The organism is Nitrospira sp. SG-bin1, assembly GCA_002083365.1.
Lineage (GTDB): Bacteria > Nitrospirota > Nitrospiria > Nitrospirales > Nitrospiraceae > Nitrospira_D.
The window spans coordinates 13,883-30,865 of the sequence record LVWS01000043.1; the positions used below are offsets into that span (position 1 = coordinate 13,883).

Below are 16,983 nucleotides of genomic sequence, written 5' to 3' on the forward strand. Positions count from 1 at the left end.
TGCCGACCGCTGAAGGCTTCACTGTTGGAGGATTTTCGATGAGTATTCTGGCAAATAAAGACACCCGCGTCGTGATTCAAGGGGGTGCCGCCGGTGTCAATGCGGCCCGCCGTATGGCCGAGTTTTGCTACCTGATCAAGCGCCCGCTGAACGTCGAAGCCTTTGTCTATCCGCCTGACGCCGGCAAGACCAACGAAATTCCCTACGGCAGCGGGCTCATCGCCATCCCGGTCTACAAGACCATCGCGGAAGCGACGAAGAGCCATCCGACCATCAACACCAGCCTGGTCTATATCGGAGCGGACCGTGCAATGAAAGGCGGCATGGAAGCGCTGGACGATCCCCACATCAAAGTGGTGTCCATGATCACCGAGGGTGTCCCGGAGAAGGACGCGAAGCTGCTCGGCGCCCATGCACGGAAGCTCGGCAAGGTGTTCAACGGCCCCTCTTCGATCGGCATCATTTCGGCCGGGGCCTGTCGGTTGGGTGTGATCGGCGGCGCATTCGACAACCTCGTGCTGTCCAAGCTCTATCGAGAAGGGTCGTTCGGCGTCATTACCAAGTCCGGCGGGCTCTCTAATGAAATCATCTGGATTTGCTCGCAGTTCGCCGACGGGATCACGACGGCGATCGGCATCGGCGGCGATGCCTATCCCGGTACCGATTATGTGAGTTATCTCGAAATGTTCGAGAACGATCCGCAAACCAGGGCGGTCGTGATCGTCGGCGAGATGGGCGGCGATCTCGAAGAGCGGGCGGCCGAGTGGTACGGCGCGAAAAAGCGGCGGGTCAAGCTCATCGGTGTGGTCTCCGGCTTCTGCCAGGAGAGCTTGCCGAAGGGCATGAAGTTCGGCCACGCCGGAGCCAAAGAGGGCATGAAAGGCGAAGGGTCGGCTCGATCCAAGTCCGATGCCCTGAAGAAAGCGGGTGCGATTGTACCCCCCACTTTTGGTGCCTTGGGCCCTGCCATCAAGGAAACGTATCAGGAATTGTTGAAGTCCGGACAGGTCAAGGAAATCATCGAGCCGACCAGTCTGCCGAAGCTTCCCAAGACCGTCGAAGAAGCGATGAAGGCCGACGAGGTGATCGCCGCGCCATTGATTCGTACCACCATCAGCGACGACCGCGGCGACGAACCCTGTTATGACGGATACCCGGCTTCCGAACTCATCAACAAGGGCTACGAAATTCCACACGTCATTGGCTTGCTGTGGGATAAACGTCTCATCTCGAAACAGGAAGCGGAAATCATCAAGCGCATCATCATCCTCTCCGCCGATCATGGGCCCTGCGTGAGCGGTGCCTATGCGACGATTCTGGCGGCCTGCGCCGGGATCGGCTTATCACAAGCAGTGGCGGCCGGCTTGATCATGATCGGTCCGCGCTTCGGCGGCGCCGTCACAGATGCCGGTCGCTGGTTCAAGTATGCGGTCGACAATAAGATGACGGTCGACGACTTTCTCGTCTACATGAAGAAAAACGTCGGGCCTGTGCCCGGCATCGGTCATCGAGTGAAAAGTTTGCGGAATCCGGATAAACGAGTGAAGGAACTCGTGGGGTACGTGAAGAGTTTGAATATCAAGACACCCTGTCTTGATTTCGCCTTGCAGGTCGAGCAGGTGACGGCAGCGAAGAAAGACAATCTGATTCTGAACGTGGACGGCACGATGGCGGCCGTGCTGGTCGATTTGGGCTTCCCAATCGACAGTTTGAACGGCTTCTTCATTCTGTCGCGCACGATCGGCTTAATCGGCCATTGGGTCGATCAGAAGCGGCAAGACAGCCGCTTGATTCGGTTGTTCGATTACCTGGTGAACTATGCGGCGCCCAAACGGCGTGAGGTCCCGCCGTTGAAATAGGCCCGCGAAGTGCCACCGCTGAAATAATTGCGGGAGGTTCCGCCGCCTTCTGAGTGGTGGAGCACGCCGCCCTAACTGAAGGCTGGTGATGGAGCGTGGTCCGGGAGAGCGACTCCCTGGCTCCTGGCTCCTAGTCCCACGCCCGTTCGTAAGGAGATCGCAATGTCACTCGAGCTCGCGAAGAAACTCTACGCCAAGATGCCGGAGGTCTTTGAGAAGGCCAGAAAGAAATTCGGCCGACCGTTGACGCTGGCGGAAAAGATTCTCGTCTCGCACGCGGACAACTTTGATACTCAGCAGTGGGAGCGCGGCAAAGCCATGTTGTCGCTCCGCCCCGACCGCGTGGCGATGCAGGATGCGACGGCGCAGATGGCGATGTTGCAGTTCATGCAGGCCGGCAAGAGGAAAGCCGCCGTGCCGAGCACGATCCACTGCGACCACTTGATTCGCGCCGAAATGGGTTCCGAAAAAGATCTGCTCCGCGCCATGGACGAGAACAAGGAAGTCTATAACTTCCTGGCCTCCGCCGCGAAGAAGTACGGTATCGGTTTCTGGAAGCCGGGCGCCGGCATCATTCACCAAGTCGTGCTGGAGAACTATGCGTTTCCGGGCGGTTTGATCATCGGGACCGACTCTCATACGCCGAACGGCGGCGGGTTGGGGATGTTGGCGATCGGCGTCGGAGGAGCGGATGCCGGCGAAGTGATGGCCGGGTTGCCGTGGGAAGTGCTCCATCCGAAGTTGATCGGGGTGAAACTGACCGGCAAGTTGAACGGCTGGGCCTCGCCGAAAGACGTGATTCTCTACCTCTGCGGCTTGCTCACGGTGAAAGGCGGCACGAACAAGATCGTCGAATACTTCGGCCCCGGTGCGGAGACCATCAGCGCGACCGGTAAGGGCACCATCTGCAATATGGGTGCGGAGTTGGGCGCCACCACGTCGGTGTTCCCATTCGATCAGAAAATGGTCGACTATTTGAATATCACGGATCGGGGTGAGTGGGCGAAATTGGCCCAGGCCAACAAGGCGTTGCTGACCGCCGATCCGGAAGTGAGTCAGTCCCCTGAGAAGTACTATGATCAGATCGTCGAAATCGATCTCTCGAAGCTGGAGCCGCATGTGGTCGGTCCCCATACGCCGGACTTGGCTCGACCGATTTCAAAACTGAGAGCAGAGGCCCAGGAGAAGGGCTATCCGGTCGAACTGAAAGCGGCCTTGATTGGAAGCTGCACCAATTCATCCTATGAAGACATCAGCCGCTCGGCCCATGTGGCGCGGCAAGCCTTGAAGGCCGGTTTGAAGGCGAAGGCCTCGTTCTTGATTTCCCCGGGGTCTGAACGCATTTATCACACGATGAAGCGTGACGGATTCTTGGAGACGTTCGAGCAACTTGGCGGGACCGTGTTGTCGAATTCCTGCGGACCCTGTATCGGTCAGTGGAAGCGGGCAGACGGGGTGAAAGGCAAAGCGGATTCGATCGTCAGCTCCTTCAACAGGAATTTCCCGGGCCGTAATGATGGCATTAACGAAACGCTCTCTTTCCTGGCGAGTCCGGAAGTGGTGACGGCCTATGCGATCACCGGTGATCTTGGGTTTGACCCGGTCCATCAGCCGGTCAAAGGCGCGGATGGCAAGGAGTTCAAGCTCCAACCGCCGGTGGGTGAGGAGTTGCCGGCCAAGGGTTTTGCGAAAGGTGAAGAGGGCTACGTGGCGCCAGCCGACAATGGCGATGTACTCACCGTCGATATTCCGCCGACCAGCGAACGGTTGCAACTCTTGCAGCCGTTCCCGAAGTGGGACGGGAAGGATTTCGAGAAGCTCCCGCTCTTGATCAAGACCAAGGGCAAGACCACGACCGACCACATTTCCCCGGCCGGTCCCTGGCTCAAGTTCCGCGGCCACTTGGACAGGATCAGCGACAACATGTTCCTCGGCGCCAACAGCGCCTTTGCCTCGGAGCCGGGCAAGGGCACCAATGTCCTGACCGGTGAAGCGAATCTCACGATCGCGCAGATCGCGCGTGCCTACAAGGCCAAGGGCATCGGATCGATCGTGGTCGGCGACGAAAACTACGGTGAAGGCAGCAGCCGGGAACATGCCGCTATGTCCCCTCGGTTTCTCAATGTGCGCGCGGTCATCACGAAGAGCTTTGCGCGTATCCATGAAACAAACCTGAAAAAGCAGGGCATTTTGCCGTTGACGTTCGCCGATCCAAAGGACTACGACAAGATCGACATGAACGATCGGTTGAGTGTCGTGGATTTGGCGAATTTGGCGCCCGGCAAGCCGGTGACGGTGGTGATTCACAAGGCGAGCGGCGACGTGAAGATTCAAGCGAACCACAGTATGACGGCACAACAAATCACTTGGTTCAAGGCCGGTTCAGCGTTGAACGCCCTGAACTAACCGATATATCGAGAGAGGGAAAACCATGGCAAAAGCAGACAAAATCATCTATACGAAAACCGACGAAGCGCCGATGTTGGCGACCTATTCATTCCTGCCGATCATCAATGCCTTCACGAAGGCGGCGGGCGTCACGGTCGAACTGCGCGACATTTCGCTCGCAGGTCGTGTGGTGGCCGTGTTTCCGGAATACCTGACCGCGGAACAGAAACAACACGATGCCTTGGCCGAGCTGGGCGAAATGGCCAAGACGCCGGAAGCGAACATCATCAAGCTGCCAAACATCAGCGCTTCCATTCCGCAGTTGGTCGCGACGATCAAGGAACTGCAGAAACAAGGGTACAAGCTGCCGGACTATCCCGAAAATCCGAAGGACGACAAGGAAAAGGACATCAAGGCTCGGTACGACAAGGTGAAGGGCAGTGCCGTCAATCCGGTTCTGCGCGAAGGGAACTCGGACCGTCGCGCCCCGTTGTCGGTGAAGGCCTATGCCCGTAAGCACCCGCATAAGATGGGGGCTTGGTCTCCCGATTCAAAGACCCATGTCTCCCACATGAAGGGAGGCGACTTCTTTTCAAATGAAAAATCGCTCACGATTCCCGCCGCGACGACGGCGAAGATCGAATTCGTCGGGGCGGATGGGAAGACCACCGTCTTAAAAGAAAAAGTCGCGCTGCAGGCCGGTGAAGTGCTCGATGCCACCTTCATGAGTGTGAAGGCGCTGCGGAAGTTCTTGGAAGAGCAGATTGAGGATGCGAGGGCAAAAGGCATTCTTTTTTCGCTTCACATGAAGGCTACCATGATGAAGGTCTCCGATCCGAAGATCTTCGGCCATGGCGTGACGGTCTATTACAAGGATGTCTTTGAAAAGCACGGTGAGACCTTCAAGAAGCTTGGTGTTGATCCGGACAACGGCCTCGGCGACGTGTATGCGAAGATCAAGGCGCTGCCGGACGATCAGCGGAAGGCGATCGAAGCCGACATCCAGGCCGTCTATCAGAAGCGACCGCCGATGGCGATGGTGAACAGCGACAAGGGGATCACGAACCTTCATGTGCCGAGCGACATCATCATCGATGCCTCCATGCCGCCGGTGATCCGCGATTCCGGCAAGATGTGGAATCCCCAAGGCCAACTGCAGGACGTCAAGTGCGTGATCCCTGACGCCAGCTACGCGCCGGTCTACCACGAGGTGGTCGAGTTCTGTAAGAAGAATGGGGCGTTCGATCCTCGCACCATGGGGTCGATTCCGAACGTCGGTCTGATGGCGCAGGCGGCGGAGGAATACGGCTCGCACGACAAGACCTTCAAGGCGCCGGGCAACGGGACGATCCGTATCGTGGATGCCTCGGGCAAGACGCTGCACGAGCATAAGGTAGAAGAGGGTGACATCTGGCGCGCCTGCCAGGTGAAGGATGCCCCGATTCAGGACTGGGTAAAGCTGGCCGTGACTCGAGCCAGGGCGACCGGTGCACCGGCGGTCTTTTGGTTGAACAAGGATCGGGCGCACGATGCGGAACTGATCAAGAAAGTGAATGCCTATCTTCCGAAGCACGACACGAACGGGCTGGAAATCAAGATCATGTCTCCCGCGGAAGCGTGCCGCTGGTCGATTCAACGGATGAAGGAAGGGAAGGATACGATTTCCTGTACCGGGAACGTCCTGCGTGACTACTTGACCGATCTCTTCCCGATTCTCGAGATCGGCACCAGCGCCAAGATGCTTTCCATCGTCCCGTTGTTGAACGGCGGCGGTCTGTTCGAGACCGGCGCGGGAGGATCGGCCCCGAAGCACGTGCAGCAGTTCCAAGAAGAAGGGTATCTGCGCTGGGATTCGCTCGGCGAATTCTTGGCATTGGCGGCTTCGCTGGAGCATCTGGCCAAGGTGGGGAACAACGCGGTGGCCAAGATTTTGGCGGACACGCTGGATCAGGCCAATGCGAAGTTTCTCGAGAGCAACAAGTCGCCGGCGCGCAAGGTCGGTGAAATCGATAACCGCGGCAGTCATTTCTATCTCGCCCTCTACTGGGCGCAAGCCTTGGCCGCGCAGACGGCGGACAAAAAGATCGCGGAGAAGTTCCAGAAAATCGCGAAGGATTTGAGCGACAATGAGAAGAAGATCGATCAGGAGTTGCTCGCCGCGCAAGGCAAGCCGCAGGATGTCGGCGGCTACTATCATCCGGACGATGCCAAGGCCTCCAAGGCGATGCGTCCGAGCGCGACGTTGAACGCGATCATCGATGCGATTGCATAGAACTGGCCTTTGGCCGTCGGCGATCAGCTCATGAAAATTCGAAGCTGAAAGCCGACGGCTGAGAGCTGGTAGCGGAACTTAGTAATGGCTCAAGAAAACACAGAGAATGTGATCGATCAGCCCGAGATCATGAAACCTCGGATGGTCACGATCGAAATCGCCGGCAAGAAAGTGGACGTGCCGGAAGGGATCACGGTTGTGAAGGCCATGTGGTACGCGGGTATCGACGTCGTGCGCGGCGTCGGTTGCCTCGGTGGTTTCTGCGGCGCTTGCGCGACCTACTATCGCACGAAGGACGATCCCAAAGTCCGTACCTGTTTGGCTTGTCAGATGGCGGTGCAGGACGGCATGTCCTTCACGATGATGCCGCCGTTTCCCGCGCGCAAGGCGACCTACGAAATTCAGACGCTCCAAGATCCCAAACAAGACCTGTTCAATCTGTATCCCGAAGCGCCGCTTTGTCGAAATTGCAACGCCTGCACCGAGGCCTGCCCACAGAAGATCGACGTCCGCGAGGGGGTGTGGAAGGCCGTCTTCGGAGACTTCAAGAGCGTCTCCGAAATGTTCATGGATTGTGTCATGTGCGGCATGTGCACGCCGGTCTGCATCGCCGATATCGCGCCGAACCTCGTGGCGCTCTATGTCAGTCGCGCACAGGGCGCGCACTTCACCGAGAAGCCGGTCGGCCTCGATACCCGCATCAAGGAAATTCAAGACGGGATATATGCCGAGGAGTGGAGCAAGATTCTGAACATGAATGAGAAGGAACTGGCCGAGCACTGCGCCATGGTGAAATAGTCTGAACCCAGTCGGTCGTCAGTGCTCAGCTTTCCGAGATGGGAGCGCTGAACGCTTGTCGCAGAAAGCCTGACATGGATATTCACGCCCTCCAACAAATCGTGCACAAAACACGGGATGCCCGCCGCAAGCAGACCCTCCCGAAGTTTTCTCCCGCGGACCGCGACCAACTGATTCACAAGTACCATCCGGACTTTCGAGCCAGCGCCTATCGACCGATTCGCTTCGGCCCCAATGAAGGCGAGAAGACCGTGGTCGAATTGGCCACCTTGCTCGAAGGCGACAGCCCGATTCAGGACGATTTCGATCCGACGCCGCATTACACGACCGATGTCTTGGTCATCGGCGGTGGCGGAGCCGGGTGCGCGGCCGCGTTGCACGCCCATGGCGCCGGGGCGAAAACGATCCTTGCCACGAAGCTGCGATTGGGGGATTCCAACAGCGTGATGGCGCAGGGAGGGATGCAGATTTCCGTCGCGCCGGAGGACTCACCGGTCACGCACTTCATCGACACCCTCAAGGGCGGGCATATGGAGAACGACCATGCCCTGCTCAAAGTCATGGTCGAGGAAGGACCGTCGATTGCCCAGTGGCTGATCGAGCTCGGGGTGCTGTTCGATCGTCAGGCGGACGGCAATCTCCATGTGAAAAAGGGCGGCGGCAGTTCCAAGCCTCGCCTGCTGACCTGCTCCGACTATACCGGCCTCGAAATCATGCGGGTGCTCAAGGACGAGGTCCTCAATCAAAAAATCCAATTACTCGAATTTGCCGCGGCCATTGAATTGTTGAGCGACGGCGAAGGAAACTGTACCGGCGCCATCTTCAAAGATCTCGATAATCAGCGGCACGTGGTGGTGTCCGCCAAGGCGGTCATTCTCGCGACCGGAGGCATCGGCCGGCTGCACATTCAGGGATTCCCGACCAGCAACCACTATGGGGCCACGGGAGATGGACTTTGCCTGGCTTACCGTATGGGCGCCAAGTTGGCCCATATCGATACGTTCCAGTACCACCCGTCAGGCGCGGTGTATCCCGAGCAATTGATCGGGGCCTTGGTGACGGAGGGCATCCGTTCCGAGGGCGGACAGCTGGTGAATGCGAAGGGGGAACGCTTCGTGAACGAACTCGACACGCGAGACGTCGTGTCGTCTTCGATCATCCGTGAGTGCGAAGAAGGCCGCGGGATCAGAACGATGTCCGGCCGTGTCGGGGTCTGGCTGGATACCCCGTTGCTGGACGCGGAGCATGGGCCCGGAACAGTGGAGAAACATTTCCCGGCCATGATGCTCCAGTTCGAGCGGTTCGGCATCGACATCAGCAAGGACCCGGTTTTGATCTATCCCACGCTGCATTACCAGAACGGCGGCGTGAAGATCGATACGAACTCGGAAACGAACGTGAAGCACCTCTTCGTGGCCGGAGAAGCCTCCGGCGGATTGCATGGACGCAATCGCTTGATGGGCAATTCGCTGCTCGATCTCATGGTTTTCGGCAAGCGGTCCGGCCTGACCGCGGCCGGTCGGATCGGCACCGTGAAACAGGGCAAGCTCACGTTGAAACACCTGCAGCGATTCCGCGCCGAAGCCAAGAAACACGGTAATGTCAGCGGTGTCATTTCGCCGATGATTCTGCCGGCGTACACTCGGAAGGTAGGCTGAGGCTCCACGGTTGAGTGGGGATGGATATGATTCTTCGCACGGCTCAGCCTTCACCTCGACCTTAACCTGAAAGGATTCAGATGAACGTGCACGAATTCCAAGCGAAGTCGTTGTTTGCCCAATTCGGCGTTCCGGTGCCGCGCGGCAAGGAAATTACCTCTCCGGAGGCTGCGACGGCCTGGGCGAATGAGCTGAATACGCCGGTGTTCGTCGTCAAGGCACAAATCCATGCCGGTGGACGGGGCAAGGCCGGCGGCGTCAAGATCACCAAGGATAAGGCGACTGTGGCCGGGCTGGCCAAGGAGCTGATCGGCAAGACGCTGGTGACGCATCAGACCGGTCCCAAGGGACGCCAAGTCCACCGCCTTTTGATGGAAGAGGGAGCCAACATCGCCAAGGAACTCTATCTTTCCCTTCTTGTCGATCGAGATACAGGCTGGCCGACCTTCATCGCCAGCACAGAAGGTGGGATGGAGATCGAAGAAGTGGCTGCAAAAACGCCGGAAAAGATCATCAAAGAGGCGATCGACCCCGCCGTCGGATTCCAGGGGCACAACGGTCGCAATGTGGCCTTTGCGCTGGGCCTCCAGACCATCGAACCGGCCGTCATCAATCAGTTCGTCAAGCTCCTGGACAGCCTCTACCGCCTCTTCATGGAGAAGAACGCCGCATTGGTCGAGATCAATCCGTTGATCATCACCAAGGAAAAAACACTGGTGGCGTTGGATGGGAAAGTGTCGTTCGACGACAACGGTCTCTTCAAGCACGAGGACGTGCAGAAGATGAGGGATTTGAACGAGGAAGAGCCGTTGGAGATCGAGGCCGCGGCCAACAATCTGAATTATGTCAAACTCGACGGGAATATCGGCTGCATGGTGAACGGGGCGGGACTGGCCATGGCGACGATGGACGTCATCAAGCTGGCAGGCAGCGAGCCGGCGAACTTTCTGGACGTGGGCGGCGGCGCGACGAAAGAAACGGTGGCAGCCGGGTTCCGCATTCTATTGAAAGATCCAAACGTCAAAGGCATCTTCATCAACATCTTCGGCGGCATCGTGCGCTGCGAGCGCATCGCGCATGGCGTGATCGAAGCGGCCAAAGAAGTGAAGATCACGGTCCCGCTGGTCGTACGTCTGCAAGGGACGAATGCCGAGGAAGGACGCAAACTGTTGGGGGAGTCCGGGTTGAAGCTGGACGTGGCCGATGACTTGTGGGAAGCGGCGCAGAAGATTGTGAAGCTGACGGGGAAAGCGGCGTAGGAGAAGGTGCGCCGGGCAGAGTCTCAGTGCTCGCCCATCGCGCACGCGGGATTAATAGTTGACGATCACTATGGGCGGTGCTCGGTGGATGCGCGCAGTGTGAGACCCAGCCCGTCACACCTTCTTGAAAAAGAAGGAGAGGAAAAGAGGGAATCGTGAGCATTCTCGTCAATAAGAATACGCGGGTGGTAGTGCAGGGGATCACAGGCAAGGAAGGGTCGTTTCATGCGACCCAGTGCAAGGCCTACGGAACGAAGGTCGTCGCCGGCGTCACACCGGGGAAGGCCGGTCAGGAGGTCGAAGGCATTCCCGTGTTCAACACGGTGGCAGACGCGGTGAAGAAGACCGAGTGCGATACCTCGCTCATTTTCGTGCCGCCGCCGTTCTGTGCCGACGCCATCCTTGAAGCGGCCGATGCGGGCATCAAGCTTGTCATTTGCATCACCGAAGGCATTCCCGTCAACGATATGGTGAAGGTCAAGCGGGCGCTCCGCGGTCGCGAGGTGAGGCTGATCGGACCGAATTGCCCGGGCGTCATCACGGTCGATGAAGCGAAGATCGGCATCATGCCGGGTTTCATCCACAAGAAAGGCGTGGTGGGAGTCGTCTCCCGTAGCGGCACCTTGACCTATGAAGCCGTGCACCAGCTCTCGACGTTGGGCTTGGGTGAAACGACCTGCGTCGGCATCGGCGGTGATCCGGTCAACGGTACGGGGTTCGTCGATGTGTTGCCGTTGTTCGAGAAAGACCCGGAGACGCAGGCCATTGTCATGATCGGCGAGATCGGCGGCGACGCCGAGGAAAAAGCGGCCGAGTTCATCAAGAAACACGTGAAGAAGCCGGTCATCAGCTTCATCGCCGGCATCACGGCGCCTCCGGGCCGCCGCATGGGCCACGCCGGCGCCATTATCTCCGGCGGCAAGGGAACCGCAGCCGAAAAGATGAAAACCCTGGAAGCGGCCGGGGTCAAAGTCGTCAAGAATCCGGCGGAGATCGGCGAAGCGGTCAAGAAAGCGTTAGGACGATAGGTTTCCGAGTACGTGCTCCTGTTCCCATCTTCTTTCACCACGACGTTGTGGGCGTCATCTCTCCAGCCAGTGCATCAGCTTCCCTCCGTGGGGCAGGTGTGACGATTGTCATGTCTTGCCATGCTTTTCAATAGTTGTTCGCTGGTGTTGCGGAGCTGTAGAGGAGCGAATTGTGACGACCGCCGGCGAAGGTGTGAACAAGAGTCCGGTATTCCGTCGACACGGTCATGCCTGCTGGGATATTGGATTTACCGATAGCTTCAATCCGTTTTATCTATTTTCAAAACTGAACGCGGGGTTGCTACTGTGGGCGCCGGCCGCCCCTACGATGCGACAAGAGCATCCCCTTTTGATCGCTCTGGAGGCGGAGAGGTGGATGTTTATGTCAAGAACCACTCCAGCCGAACCGGGGATCAAGTCAAGTCTCACGCAGACGTCATCGTCTCGGATCGCCTCACTGACCATCGACAATAGACTGACGGATCTTCAGATTGCGCGACCCCAATTCGTCGAAGCACATGGTTTCTTTACCGTGGGAGGACGCTGAATGAACGCGAGAATTTCGGCGATCGTTTGCCTTCTGTGTGTCCTCGGCTCTGCGGATCTCACCCAGGCGGAAGATCCGTACAACCAACGGGTCGCCGATCCCTATGCGATCTCGCCTGATCCCCCCACCATGTCCTCCGGGACGATTGAGCCCTATATGTCCTTTTTTGCGGGAGTGGGAATTCCATTCAGTCAGGACGCTACGTTTACCGATGGTACCCAGCCGACGATAGTCGAGAAGGTCGACTATACGTCGAAATTCTCGATCGGTGGCAATTTGGGAGTCTGGTTTCCAACCAGACACAAGTTATTGGGATTCGATCTCGGTCTGGAACTCAGCGGTTTTCTTTGGTATCCAGACGTGCGCTGCTGTCGGGACAATTATAATCGTGATCCCGCGACGGGTGAAGGCACCGGGACGGAGATCCAAGGCCTCTACATCGGCCCAAATTTTCTGATTCGCTACCCGATGGCGATTTCCGAATCCTATCCCAACGGGCGGTGGTTTCCGTACGTCGGGATCGGCGTGGGCATGCATCAGATGGCGATGAGGCCAGGTGGATCCCGGGGACTGAGTGCGTGCTGTGTGAATGGGGGTAATTTGGAGACGAACCCCATCCCCGACCAACGGGATACGACGGTCGGATGGATGGCAATGGGAGGAGTTAAGGCACATCTGTTCAAGTACCTGGCGTTTTTTCTGGAGGCGAAGTATCTCCAGGCCCATCACAACGGGATGCTGACGGATCGGTTCGGGCAGTCCCAAATCATCACGTTTCCATCCCCACCAGAAGGGAGCCCTCTAGTTCTTAATCAATATTCGTCCTCGATCGACACGATCTTGGTGCATGGAGGCTTGTCGCTACACTTTGACTGGAAGCCGTAGGGTCAGGAAGTTAAGGCGAGTTGCAGGCAGACGTACTCGTCCCGTAACACTGAGTCAGTGATGATCGACTGATGGAGCTTAGATTGCGCGACCCACATTCGTCGAAACACATGGTTGCTTTACCTTGGGAGGACGCTGAATGAACGCGAGAATTTCGGCGATGATAGGTCTCCTCTGTGTCCTCGGCTCTGCGGATCTCACCAGAGCGGACGATCCGTACAGCCAGCGGGTCGCCGATCCCTATGCCCTCTCGTCTGGTCTCCCGAATATGTCTTCCGGGACGTTCGAGCTCTATATGTCCTTTATGGCGGGCGTGGCGATTCCGTTCAGTAGGGACGCCACGTTTCAAGACGGGACCCAGCCGACGGTGATCGAGAATGTCGACTATCAGATGAAACACTCATGGGGAGGCAGCGCGGGGATCTGGTTTCCAACCAGAAACAAGTTGTGGGGATTCGATCTCGGCGTGGAACTCACCGGCTATGTTTGGTATCCAGACGTGGCCTGCTGTCGGGACTTTTATAATAATGACCCCACGGGGAGTCAGAATATTAACGGAGTGGCCAATCGGGGTACCACGACTGAAATCTCAGGCGCCTACGTCGGCCCCAATTTCCTGATTCGCTACCCGATGGCGATTTCCGAGGCCTATCCTAACGGGCGGTGGTTTCCGTACGTCGGAATCGGCGTGGGAGCGCACCAGATGGCGATGAAGCCTGGTGGATTTCGGGGGGGCTTTCTGACCGCCGTCAACACGGCCCAACGGGATACGACGGTCGGGTTTCAAGGAGTGGGCGGCATCAAGGCGCATCTCTTTAAGTACGTGGCGGCGTTTGTGGAGGCGAAGTATCTCTATGCCAAGCACAACGGGCTGTCGACTGATCGGTTCGCGAACTCCCCCGATGGCGGTCTATTCCCTAATCCGGACGGTTCGTTGCCGACTCCTTTTGTGAATCCCTATTCATCCACGATCGATACGGTCTTGGTGCATGCGGGCTTGTCCCTTCACTTTGACTGGAAGCCGTAGGGGGAAAAATGGGGACAGGCAGCGCGCGGGGGACTATCCTAACTAGGGTTGTCCCCCTTTGGGCGGAGCCAGTCCCTTTGAGATTCATCGCAGAACATGGTTGCTATATCTTTGGAGGACGCTGAATGAAAACGAGAATTTCGGCGATGGTATGTCTCCTCTGTGTCCTCGGCTCTGCGGATCTTACTCGGGCAGATGATCCGTATAGCCAACGGGTCGCCGATCCCTATGCCCTCTCGTCTGGTCTTCCGACCATGTCCTCCGGAACGCTCGAGCCCTATATTTCCGTTATGGCAGGCATCGCAGTTCCACGCAGCCATGACGCCACGTTTTTGGACGGGACCCAGCCGACGGTGGTCCCGAATATCGACTATCAGACGAAACACTCGGTCGGCGGCAACGCGGGGATCTGGTTTCCAACCAGAAACAAGTTGTTGGGATTCGATCTGGGCGTGGAAATCACCGGCTTTATTTGGTATGCGGATGTAGCCTGCTGCGTGGAAAATTTTAATTTTAATCCGGCAAATGGAGGCGAAACGACGGAGGTTCAGGGCATCTACGTCGGCTCCAATTTTCTGCTTCGCTACCCTCTGGCGATTTCCGAGGCCTATCCCAACGGGCGGTGGTTTCCGTACGTCGGAATCGGCGTGGGCGCGCACCAGATGGCGATGAGGCCAGGTGGACAAAGAGGGACGGGTTTTTTCAACGCCATCACCGACCAACGAAGTACAACGATAGGATTTCAGGGCGTGGGAGGAATCAAGGTGCATCTCTTCAAGTACGTGGCCGTGTTTGCGGAGGCGAAGTATATCCACGCCCATCACGACGACCTGACGACGGATCGGTTCGTGCAGACCCCCCCTGCCTTCACAAATGGCCAGTTTGTTGTTAACCCCTATGAATCCACGATCGACACGATCTTCGCGCATGCGGGTATGTCGATTCACTTTGACATCAAGCCGTAGACCCTTACGAGAACATTGACCGCACACCCGCTCCACGTGAAAGTGGGGTGGGTGGTTGAGTTTCAACTACCGACATTTCCTTCCAACCGTTCTTCCCCTGTCAAATAACCAGTGTGTGGGTCGGCTGACCTCCTGACCGACTCGTCGTATTAGTTTGAGCAGGAGTGGTAATAGAGGAGCTTAGACGACTACTGCAGGAGGGTGGGCCAGCGGTTGAGACACGACTCGATCCAATCGGTGGCGGGTCATCATCGGGATGCGAATGAATTCGACGCCGAAGGTATGTTCCTTGACCCAGCGGACTTTTCCCAGTTCGATGAACAGAGATGAGGTCGGATCCGGCAGGAGAACACTCAGCTTGATGTAGCTCCCGGTCAGGACGGTTCGTTTACAGGTGACGGAACAGCCGGCAACGGATAGGTCAGAAACCACCCCTTCTCCAACGAACGGGGCGCCACCGAATATCACGGGGTAGGCGACAGGAAGCCGCCGATGGATTCGCCAGTTCACGGTTGTATCAACCATGTGGTATGCCCTCCCTCGGTCTGCAGCTTAACGAGATAGGTGACGACGGGCCATTCCCCGAAGGGGGGGCCGGAGGCTACCATAGCTTCTCGAACGATGTGCGGAATCGGTGTTTGAGGTAGGTGATGGAGAATGGTTTATAGCTGTATCTGCCTTACGGCCTATTGGGGTGGTCTATCGAAGAAGGAGGAGGGACGGTTGACGGTAGTTCGAGGCGCTCCAGCACATCTTGCTTGAGTTTGGTGGGCTCCTCAATTCGGTTATCTCGTTGCAGGGTATTGATGTCTTTGGCTTTCCTCGCATTCAGTTCAATTACGTCCGCATCGTCCCGAACTAAGTGCGGCGTGAGAAAAACGAGAAGATTCAGCTTCTCTGTCTGGCGATTCTGCGACTTGAACAGCCACCCGAGCCATGGAATGTCTCCCAAAAGAGGAATTTTCCGTTCGCTGATCGTGACGTTGTCCCGCACGAGTCCGCCCACCACGAGTGTCTGTTGATCCTGCGCGACCGTCGTGGTTTCCATGGATCGCTTCGTCGTGGTCGGCCCGACGGGGATGCTCGCCGTACCGGAGCCGATAGTTTGCGCCACGTTTTCCGCGATGGCCGTGATCTCTTGCTTGATTTCCAGGCGAATCAAATCCCCTTCGAGGACCTGCGGGGTCAACTCTAAGGTCACGCCCACGTCTTTCCGCTCGATTGTGACGAGCGTTCCCCCCGTGATGCCTTGAGCCTGGCCGGTCGGAAATGGTCGATTTTCACCGACGACGATCTTTGCCTTCTGGTTATCGGCAGCGAGCACCTGGGGTGTGGAGAGGACATTCGTATCGGTCAGGTTCATCAAAAGGTTCATGAATGCGCGTACGTTCAGCGTATTCAGGAGCGGTGCTGCTCCGCCGGTTGCCCCGCCGGCCGCCGCGCCGGTGATCGCTTGAGCGAAGGTTGCCAGATCTTCCGGTGCCCTGTTGAACCCGCCGATCCCCTGTAAAAATCCGGACTTTCCCGCACCGAGGACCTGGGTCGGATCTGTGCCGATTTGGCGAAGGCGATCCACTTGGACCTCCAGGATCACCGCTTCCACGAAGACCTGCTTGCGCCGGATATCGAGTTCACGAATCACGGCTTGGAGATGACTCCAGGCGAGTTTGGTCGAACTGATCACGATCGAGTTCGTCGCCTTGTCGGCGAATACTTGGACGGGGGCTTCGAATTCCGTCAGCGGCCTGATCGGAGGTCTGGTGCCTGGCGTGACTTGTGCGACGGTTTGAGAGCGTGCCACCAGATTGGTCAGTACGGCGGCCAGGTCCGTGGCATTGGCATGTTTGAGCTTGTACACAAACACACCCCGCTCAGGAGGAAGGTCGCCCATGGGCACGACCTGATAGAGGTTTCCTCCTTTCGGCACCACGGCTAAGCGGGCCGCTTCCAACGCGGCGACGAACATGCTGAATGCCTGGTCCGGCGAGACCTTGGTCGGAGAAAACACGGAAATTTTTCCGCCTTGCTTTTTGATGGTTTCGTCCAAAACAAAGTTTTTCCCGGTGAGTTCACTGATAAAGCGGACAAATACGGGGATATCGACTTCGTTGAAGTCCAATGCGACTTTTGCCGGGTGGCTTCCTCCGCCCTGGGAAAACAGAAGCGGTGGAAAGGCCAGGGAGAGCAGCAGCAACAAAGGCAGGCAGGCTGCAAGTTTCCTGGACGTTTTTAATGGACGATACACTCTTGGAAGGGCTTGCACGATGGACTATTGATTTCGTGGTACCGGTTGAACA

Annotated in this window: 13 protein-coding genes; 11 read left to right on the plus strand and 2 right to left on the minus strand. The window is 57.5% G+C overall.

Annotated features, from left to right (window positions below; all coding sequences use genetic code 11):
* Positions 1-38 precede the first annotated feature (38 nt).
* The 11 genes from A4E19_08535 to A4E19_08585 all read left to right on the plus strand — a co-directional run bounded on the left by A4E19_08535 (position 39) and on the right by A4E19_08585 (position 14,686).
* Positions 39-1,859, plus strand: a complete 1,821-nt coding sequence (locus A4E19_08535; protein OQW30914.1) for an ATP citrate lyase — start codon at positions 39-41, stop codon at positions 1,857-1,859.
* A 156-nt stretch (positions 1,860-2,015) separates the two neighbouring features.
* The gene (locus tag A4E19_08540; protein OQW30790.1) at positions 2,016-4,265 is read left to right on the plus strand and encodes an aconitate hydratase; all 2,250 of its coding nucleotides are present in this window, start codon (positions 2,016-2,018) and stop codon (positions 4,263-4,265) included.
* A 25-nt stretch (positions 4,266-4,290) separates the two neighbouring features.
* On the plus strand, positions 4,291-6,519 hold the full coding sequence (locus A4E19_08545; protein OQW30791.1) for an isocitrate dehydrogenase: 2,229 nt from the start codon (positions 4,291-4,293) through the stop codon (positions 6,517-6,519).
* A gap of 84 nt (positions 6,520-6,603) precedes the next feature.
* Positions 6,604-7,317 (plus strand): 4Fe-4S ferredoxin, encoded by a 714-nt coding sequence (locus tag A4E19_08550; GenBank protein OQW30792.1) that lies wholly within the window; start codon positions 6,604-6,606, stop codon positions 7,315-7,317.
* Positions 7,318-7,391: 74 nt separating this feature from the next.
* The gene (locus tag A4E19_08555; protein ID OQW30793.1) at positions 7,392-8,975 is read left to right on the plus strand and encodes a fumarate reductase; all 1,584 of its coding nucleotides are present in this window, start codon (positions 7,392-7,394) and stop codon (positions 8,973-8,975) included.
* 80 nt (positions 8,976-9,055) lie between these two features.
* Positions 9,056-10,234 (plus strand): succinate--CoA ligase subunit beta, encoded by a 1,179-nt coding sequence (sucC, locus tag A4E19_08560; GenBank protein ID OQW30794.1) that lies wholly within the window; start codon positions 9,056-9,058, stop codon positions 10,232-10,234.
* Between the two features lie 155 nt (positions 10,235-10,389).
* Positions 10,390-11,262: a succinate--CoA ligase subunit alpha gene (locus A4E19_08565; GenBank protein OQW30795.1), complete on the plus strand. Its 873-nt coding sequence runs from the start codon at positions 10,390-10,392 to the stop codon at positions 11,260-11,262.
* Between the two features lie 172 nt (positions 11,263-11,434).
* The gene (locus A4E19_08570) at positions 11,435-11,809 is read left to right on the plus strand and encodes a hypothetical protein (protein ID OQW30796.1); all 375 of its coding nucleotides are present in this window, start codon (positions 11,435-11,437) and stop codon (positions 11,807-11,809) included.
* On the plus strand, positions 11,810-12,694 hold the full coding sequence (locus tag A4E19_08575; protein OQW30797.1) for a hypothetical protein: 885 nt from the start codon (positions 11,810-11,812) through the stop codon (positions 12,692-12,694).
* Positions 12,695-12,833: 139 nt separating this feature from the next.
* A complete protein-coding gene (locus A4E19_08580) occupies positions 12,834-13,721 on the plus strand; it encodes a hypothetical protein (GenBank protein ID OQW30798.1) in 888 nt (295 codons plus the stop codon).
* Between the two features lie 125 nt (positions 13,722-13,846).
* Entirely contained in the window at positions 13,847-14,686 is an 840-nt protein-coding gene (locus tag A4E19_08585; GenBank protein OQW30799.1) for a hypothetical protein, read from the plus strand.
* A 180-nt stretch (positions 14,687-14,866) separates the two neighbouring features.
* Here A4E19_08585 and A4E19_08590 read toward each other — a convergent pair whose 3' ends face one another.
* Positions 14,867-15,211: a hypothetical protein gene (locus A4E19_08590; protein ID OQW30800.1), complete on the minus strand. Its 345-nt coding sequence runs from the start codon at positions 15,209-15,211 to the stop codon at positions 14,867-14,869.
* Between the two features lie 154 nt (positions 15,212-15,365).
* Positions 15,366-16,883, minus strand: coding sequence for a hypothetical protein (locus tag A4E19_08595; protein OQW30801.1), 1,518 nt, complete (start codon positions 16,881-16,883; stop codon positions 15,366-15,368).
* Between the last annotated feature and the right edge of the window lie 100 nt (positions 16,884-16,983).

Excerpts from the sequence above, each read along its gene's own strand:
- A4E19_08535 (OQW30914.1), top strand. The coding sequence starts at position 39 with ATGAGTATTCTGGCAAATAAAGACACCCGCGTCGTGATTCAAGGGGGT.
- A4E19_08545 (OQW30791.1), top strand. The coding sequence starts at position 4,291 with ATGGCAAAAGCAGACAAAATCATCTATACGAAAACCGACGAAGCGCCG.
- A4E19_08550 (OQW30792.1), top strand. The coding sequence starts at position 6,604 with ATGGCTCAAGAAAACACAGAGAATGTGATCGATCAGCCCGAGATCATG.
- A4E19_08555 (OQW30793.1), top strand. The coding sequence starts at position 7,392 with ATGGATATTCACGCCCTCCAACAAATCGTGCACAAAACACGGGATGCC.
- sucC (OQW30794.1), top strand. The coding sequence starts at position 9,056 with ATGAACGTGCACGAATTCCAAGCGAAGTCGTTGTTTGCCCAATTCGGC.
- A4E19_08575 (OQW30797.1), top strand. The coding sequence starts at position 11,810 with ATGAACGCGAGAATTTCGGCGATCGTTTGCCTTCTGTGTGTCCTCGGC.
- A4E19_08580 (OQW30798.1), top strand. The coding sequence starts at position 12,834 with ATGAACGCGAGAATTTCGGCGATGATAGGTCTCCTCTGTGTCCTCGGC.
- A4E19_08585 (OQW30799.1), top strand. The coding sequence starts at position 13,847 with ATGAAAACGAGAATTTCGGCGATGGTATGTCTCCTCTGTGTCCTCGGC.
- A4E19_08590 (OQW30800.1), bottom strand. The coding sequence starts at position 15,211 with ATGGTTGATACAACCGTGAACTGGCGAATCCATCGGCGGCTTCCTGTC.